We start from the raw sequence: 6,189 nt of genomic DNA on the forward strand, positions 1-6,189 counted from the left end.
CGCTGGGCCACATCCCTCCTCTGCGAGAGGGCTACAGTCCGACGCATGGGTGCCAAGGAAGTTGCCGACTCGGCGGTCGAGGCCGCAGCCTCGCTGCTCAAGGGCTCGACTCGTGACTCCGTCCGGGTCGACGCTGTGTTCTCGTACGGCGCCGTCGACCTCGAAACCGAGCACCTGGTCGTCTGGATCCTCCTCTCAGGCTTGCCCGACGACCAGCTGCCCGAGTGGTACTTCCCCGTGCCCGGACAGCTGGCCGGCGTGCAAAACCGACTGCGGAGCGGCCTGCACGGATGGCTGAACGAACTGCGTGACGCAGTGCGCGCGGAGTTCTCAACACGTGGCTGGCCCGACAGCAGCCGGATCCGCGTCGGCTTCGACAGCTCGACTCGGGTCGCGACGTCCGGCGGTTACTCCTACTTCAACGGGTGAGGTCGAAGGGCGGGCACCGACAGCTTCACACCCGAGAAGCCACTCACCGACCGCGGCGCAACAGCCTGTCGAGCCAGGACCGACGCGACGTGCCCGGTAGCACCTCGGCCGGCGCTGGCACTGCCTCTTTCACGGCCCCCGCCTTGCGCTTCGTGTCCTTCTTCGAGGCCTTGACGGACTTCCTCACGTCCTTGGTCCCTCGCTTGAGCGCCTCGCCTGCCTCCTCGATCGGATGCCGGGCAGCCCGGGGCAGCACGAGCAGGGCGCCCAGGTCGAACAGCCGACGGGCCAGCATCAGGACGGGAATCCCCAGCGGCAGCAGGATGATCGTGATGCAGAGGACGGCGCCCAGCAGCCCCACGACTCCAGCGAGTATCCAGACCAGTCCTGCAGCGAGCCAGCGCAGAATCTTCATCGTTGTCGCCTCCTCCTAAGACATGCCCGGCGAGCGCTGCCGACTAACAGAGAGCGGCGGACGCCTCAGGCGCGCGGATGCGGCACCCTGCCGAGATGCTCCATGCTTGACGGATGGAGTCCTCGACCGACGCACCCCCGGCACCGCACGCATCTCCTGCCGCCCCCCAGTCCTCGGAGTCGACACCCCTCGAACCAGGTCGCCACTTCCGTCCCCAGATGACCAGGCCCGACTGGGTGGACCTCACCGGCCCCTGGGGATTCGCCTTCGATGACGCCTCGGTGGGCATGGGTGAGCACTGGCAGCGTCGCGAGGACGTCTTCGACCGCACCATCCAGGTGCCGTTCCCGTTCGAGTCCCCGGCGAGCGGCATCGGCGACACCGGCTTCCACCAGGTTGTCTGGTACCGCCGGACGGTGACCGTCGCTCCGGCGCGGCCGGGCCGGCGCGTGCTCCTGCACTTCGGGGCGGTCGACTACCGCGCGCACGTCTGGGTCAATGGGCAGGCCGTCGCCTACCACGAGGGCGGTCACGCGCCCTTCACGACGGACATCACCTCGGTGCTCAGGGACTCGGGTGAGCAGGTGGTCGTCGTGCGCGCCGAGGACGCGCCGTTCGACCTGCGCCAGCCGCGCGGCAAGCAGGACTGGCAGCGCGAGCCGCACGCCATCTGGTACGACCGCACGTCCGGCATCTGGCAGCCGGTGTGGCTGGAGGACGTGCCCGACACGAGGATCCGGCACCTGAACTGGACGCCCGACGTCGACCACCGTGGCCTCGACCTCACCGTCCGCCTGCGCAGCGACCACCCCCACAAGCGCCACCTCAAGCTGCGGGTGGTGCTTCGCCAGGCGGGCCGCCTCCTCGCCGACGACACGTATGCCGTGCAGGCGACGGAGACCCAGCGCCGCATCTCGATCGCTGAGAGCGATATGAGCATCGGCCACTCCGACCTGCTGTGGACCCCCGAGAATCCCAACCTGATCGACGCCACCGTGACCCTCCTCGAGGACGGGGAGGTCATCGACGAGGTCGGCAGCTACACCGCTCTCCGGAGCTTCGCCGCCTCACGCGACCGGCTGCTGCTCAACGGCCGGCCCTATTACCTGCGGCTCGTGCTCGCCCAGAACTTCTGGCCCGAGTCGCATCTGGCCGCGCCCGACGGCGAGGCCCTGCGCCGTGAGGTCGAGCTCATCAAGGAGCTCGGCTTCAACGGCGTGCGTCTGCACCAGAAGGTGGAGGACCCGCGCTTCCTGGAGTGGTGCGACCGCCTGGGCCTGCTCGTCTGGGCCGAGATGCCCGCGGCGTACGAGTTCTCCAGCCAGACGATCGGGCGCGTCACCCGCGAGTGGATGGAGGTGCTGGAGCGCGACGCCAGCCACCCGTGCGTCATCGCGTGGGTGCCGGTCAACGAGAGCTGGGGGGTCCCGGCCCTGGAGAGGTCCGCGGAGCAGCAGGACTTCGTCCGCGCGCTCTACCACCTGACGAAGGCCCTCGACCCGGAGCGCGTCGTCATCGGCAACGACGGGTGGGAACAGCCGGTCACCGACGTGCTGACGGTCCACGACTACACGTCCAAGGGCGAGGTTCTGCGCGAGCGCTACGGCTCCCGAGCCGCCCTCGCGGAGACGCTGGAGCATACCCAGCCCTCCTACCGCACCATCCTGCTGCCGGGCACCGGACGCAACGAGGCGCCCGTCGTGCTCAGCGAGTTCGGCGGCATCTCCCTCGACCTCGATGACCGGGAGGGTTGGAAGGGCTACGGCGCCGTGCGCTCCCCCGACCAGCTGCTGGAGGGCTACGAGGACCTCGTCTGCGCCCTTCTCGCGAGCCCCGTCGTGTTCGGCTTCTGCTGGACGCAGCTGACCGACACCCAGCAGGAGCGCAACGGCCTGCTCACTTCAGCGCGGGAGCCCAAGGTGGCCATCGAGCGCGTCCGGGCCGTCACGACCCGCGTGGCCGCGGCCGTGGCCGGCGACGCAGTCAGCGAGTTCGCCTACGGCGACTACCTTCCCGAGCCCCCCGTCGACTGAGCGCACTGCCACTGACACCGATGGCGTATGCGTCGTCGACCCTCCGATTGCCCGCGCCGTTCCCGGGTAGGAGGGTGACCAACCCGCTGCGGTGACGGAGGCGTGAATGCGAGCGATGGTGTATCGCGGACCGTACAAGGTCCGAGTGGAGGAGAAGGACGTACCGCCGATCGAACACCCCAATGACGCGATCGTGCGCGTCACAAGGGCTGCGATCTGCGGGTCGGACCTGCACCTGTACCACGGCCTGATGCCCGATACGAGGGTCGGGACGACCTTCGGGCACGAGTTCATCGGCGTCGTCGAGCAGGTCGGCTCATCCGTGCAGAACCTCGTGCCCGGCGACCGCGTCATGGTGCCCTTTAACGTCTACTGCGGCTCCTGCTTCTTCTGCGCCCGCGGCCTCTACTCCAACTGCCACAACGTCAACCCGAACGCGACGGCGGTCGGCGGGATCTACGGCTACTCGCACACGACCGGGGGCTACGACGGCGGCCAGGCCGAGTACGTCCGCGTCCCCTTCGCCGATGTCGGGCCGAGCATCATCCCCGACTGGATGGACGAGGACGACGCGGTCCTGCTCACCGATGCCCTCGCGACCGGCTACTTCGGTGCGCAGCTCGGCGACCTCGTCGAGGGCGATGTCGTCGTGGTGTTCGGCGCCGGCCCCGTCGGCCTCTTCGCTGCCAAGTCCGCCTGGCTGATGGGCGCCGGCCGGGTCATCGTCATCGACCACCTCGACTACCGGCTCGAGAAGGCGCAGAGCTTCGCGCACGCGGAGACGTACAACTTCACCCACTACGACGACATCGTCGTGCACCTCAAGAAGCTCACCGAGCACCTCGGTGCGGACGTGGTCATCGACGCCGTCGGGGCCGAGGCGGACGGCAACCTGCTGCAGCACGTCACCGGGGTGACCCTGAAGCTGCAGGGCGGCTCCCCCATCGCCCTGAACTGGGCCATCGACTCCGCCCGCAAGGGCGGCACCATCTCGGTGATGGGCGCCTACGGGCCGATCTTCAGCGCCGTCAAGTTCGGCGACGCCCTCAACAAGGGCCTGACGCTGCGCATGAACCAGTGCCCGGTCAAGCGGCAGTGGCCGCGGCTCTTCGAGCACATCCGCAACGGCTACCTGAAGCCGAGCGACATCATCACCCACCGCATCCCGCTCGAGCACATCGCCGAGGGCTACCACGTCTTCTCCGCGAAGCTCGACGGGTGCATCAAGCCGATCATCGTCCCGAGCGCCGCCTGACGGGCCGCTCACAGGAAGGCGGCACGCCATGGCCTACCGAGCCGAGAAGCCGGCCCTCGCCGAGTCGAGCGACCAGCTGCGCGAACGCATACCGGGTTGGGGAGCCGACCTCGACCCGAAGGACCGCCCAGCCTTCCCCCGTGAGCGGTTCGACCCCGGCGCGAGCGGTGCGCACTGGGACTTCCCCGAGCGGCAGGAGGAGAAGCAGCCGCGCGAACGCTCCATCGAACACGCTTTCCTGACACCGGTTTTCGGCACTTCCGCCCCACTGCACGGAATCTCCGGGGCCATTCGCAAGTACGCGTACGCCCGCTACAGCGAGGGCCGGGCCGCCCACTGGCTGCTCCTCATCGGCGCGGACCGGGTCGACGCCTGGGAGAGCCACCTGCGGTCCTTCGCGTCGCTGCGTCCGGACAACCCGATCACCGAGACCGGGGTCCTCAGCGAGCTGCGCCGCCACGGCATCGCCTCCCGCAAGGGCGACCGGGCGGACCGGGCGCACCAGGCCCTCGACCCAATCGTCGTGGCGGGGCCGTGGCTGCTGGGCGGCGTGCTGGCCTACCGGGTGATCCGGCGCGCGACGGCCCGCTCCGCCGACCTTCGGGCCCGGTTTGGTGCAGTCGGCCGAGGGTAAGCCCGGGGGGAGTCACTCGGTTAAACCTGCAGCCGCGAATCGCCCACCCCCGTCGCCGGGGAGGGACTGCCCGTCCAGGGGCCGGCCCCGAGAGGACCAACTCACATGGAACGTCGCTCTGCTGCGCCCGGTTTCTCCGACGAGCCGGCACGCGTGCCCTTCATCGGGGCCTTCGAGAGCACGTTCCTGCCCGGTCACGGGATCGACGTGGCCGAGACCTCGCAGCACGCCACCCGGTGGCGCGACGACCTGGACGACGACCTGCGGGCCGGGGTCCGGTCCTTCCGCTACCCGCTCCGCTGGCACCGCATCGAGTCCGAGCCCGGGACCTACGAGTGGGCCGAAACCGATGCGATCCTCGGGCACCTCCACGACGCGGGAGCGGACCCCATCGTCGACCTCGTGCACCACACCAGCTACCCCAGGTGGCTCGTCGACGGCTTCCGTGACCCGCGCTTCCCGTCGGCCTACCTTGCCTTCGCCGAAGCAGTCGCCCGCCGCTATCCCTGGTTGCGGTCCTACACCCTCTTCAACGAGCCCTTCGCGACATGCTTCATGGCCGGCCACCAGGCGCTCTGGCCGCCGTACGACAACGGCATGGACGGCCTCGTCCGACTGGCCGGCAACGTGCTTCCCGCCGTGAGCGCCGCCTCCGCCTGCTTCACCGAGCTGCTCCCGCAGGCCCGGCACGTCTGGGTCGACACGTGCGAGCACCACGCCGGCGCCCCGGGGCCCTCGGCAGACTTCGCCGGCGGCGCCAACGACCGGCGTCACCTCATGCTCGACCTCGCGCTCGGTCAGCACCTCGACCCGGCACGGCCGATCGTCGACGCCGTCGTCCGGGCGGGCGGCGAGCCGCTGCTGCACCTCGACCCCGTCTCGGTCGACGTCCTCGGGCTGGACTACTACTGCCACTCGGAGTGGTGGTACGACGAGCACGGCGGCCGGGCGCCGTCCCCGCATCCGATCGGGTTCGCCGCCGTCGCAGAGCACTACGCCCAGCGCTACGACCTGCCGCTCATGCTGTCCGAGACGAACCTGCGCGGGCTCCCGTCCGACCGCGCCACCTGGCTGCGCTACATGCTCGAGCAGTACGAGCTGGCCGTCGCCCGCGGCGTCCCGCTCGAGGGGTTCTGCTGGTTCCCCTCCGTCGACTCGTGCGACTGGGACTCGATGCTGGCGCGACCCGCGGGGCGCATCGACCCGGTGGGCGTCCGGAGCCTGCTGCCGGACGGCGAGCGGGCGCGCACCGGCTTCACCACCGTCTGGGAGGCCGCCGTCGGCGGTGCGCGCTCCAGCGAGCTGCCGGCATATCGCTTCCAGCCGCCGTGCGACGCCCAGCTGGCCGGCTACCTCGACCAGCTCGGCGACTGGCCCTGGCAGGACCCGCCCGCCAGCGAGACCCCCGGCGCCATTCCCGTCC

The 6,189-nt window shown here is 70.0% G+C and carries 6 protein-coding genes; 5 read left to right on the forward strand and 1 reads right to left on the reverse strand.

Annotated elements, in window-relative coordinates:
• The first annotated feature begins 45 nt into the window (after window positions 1–45).
• Window positions 46–429, forward strand: coding sequence for a hypothetical protein (locus AC3WRT_RS11100; RefSeq protein ID WP_492721846.1), 384 nt, complete (start codon window positions 46–48; stop codon window positions 427–429).
• A 43-nt stretch (window positions 430–472) separates the two neighbouring features.
• Here the strand turns inward: AC3WRT_RS11100 and AC3WRT_RS11105 are convergent, their stop codons facing one another.
• Window positions 473–844, reverse strand: a complete 372-nt coding sequence (locus tag AC3WRT_RS11105) for a hypothetical protein (protein WP_492721848.1) — start codon at window positions 842–844, stop codon at window positions 473–475.
• 218 nt (window positions 845–1,062) lie between these two features.
• Between AC3WRT_RS11105 and AC3WRT_RS11110 the strand changes: the two genes are divergently transcribed.
• The 4 genes from AC3WRT_RS11110 to AC3WRT_RS11125 all read left to right on the forward strand — a co-directional run.
• Complete coding sequence (locus tag AC3WRT_RS11110; protein ID WP_492721850.1) at window positions 1,063–2,877, forward strand: glycoside hydrolase family 2 protein; 1,815 nt, start codon at window positions 1,063–1,065, stop codon at window positions 2,875–2,877.
• Between the two features lie 106 nt (window positions 2,878–2,983).
• A complete protein-coding gene (locus tag AC3WRT_RS11115; protein WP_492721852.1) occupies window positions 2,984–4,132 on the forward strand; it encodes a zinc-dependent alcohol dehydrogenase in 1,149 nt (382 codons plus the stop codon).
• A gap of 28 nt (window positions 4,133–4,160) precedes the next feature.
• Window positions 4,161–4,766 (forward strand): hypothetical protein, encoded by a 606-nt coding sequence (locus AC3WRT_RS11120; protein WP_492721854.1) that lies wholly within the window; start codon window positions 4,161–4,163, stop codon window positions 4,764–4,766.
• A gap of 105 nt (window positions 4,767–4,871) precedes the next feature.
• Window positions 4,872–6,189, forward strand: a 1,318-nt coding sequence (locus tag AC3WRT_RS11125) for a hypothetical protein (RefSeq protein ID WP_492721856.1), incomplete at its 3' end; no start/stop codon positions are given.

The sequence above is a fragment of the Terrabacter sp. FW104-15G4B genome (genome assembly GCF_058790095.1).

Coding starts and splice junctions, on each gene's coding strand:
- AC3WRT_RS11115 (WP_492721852.1), top strand. CDS start 2,984: ATGCGAGCGATGGTGTATCGCGGACCGTACAAGGTCCGAGTGGAGGAG.
- AC3WRT_RS11110 (WP_492721850.1), top strand. CDS start 1,063: ATGACCAGGCCCGACTGGGTGGACCTCACCGGCCCCTGGGGATTCGCC.
- AC3WRT_RS11105 (WP_492721848.1), bottom strand. CDS start 844: ATGAAGATTCTGCGCTGGCTCGCTGCAGGACTGGTCTGGATACTCGCT.
- AC3WRT_RS11100 (WP_492721846.1), top strand. CDS start 46: ATGGGTGCCAAGGAAGTTGCCGACTCGGCGGTCGAGGCCGCAGCCTCG.
- AC3WRT_RS11120 (WP_492721854.1), top strand. CDS start 4,161: ATGGCCTACCGAGCCGAGAAGCCGGCCCTCGCCGAGTCGAGCGACCAG.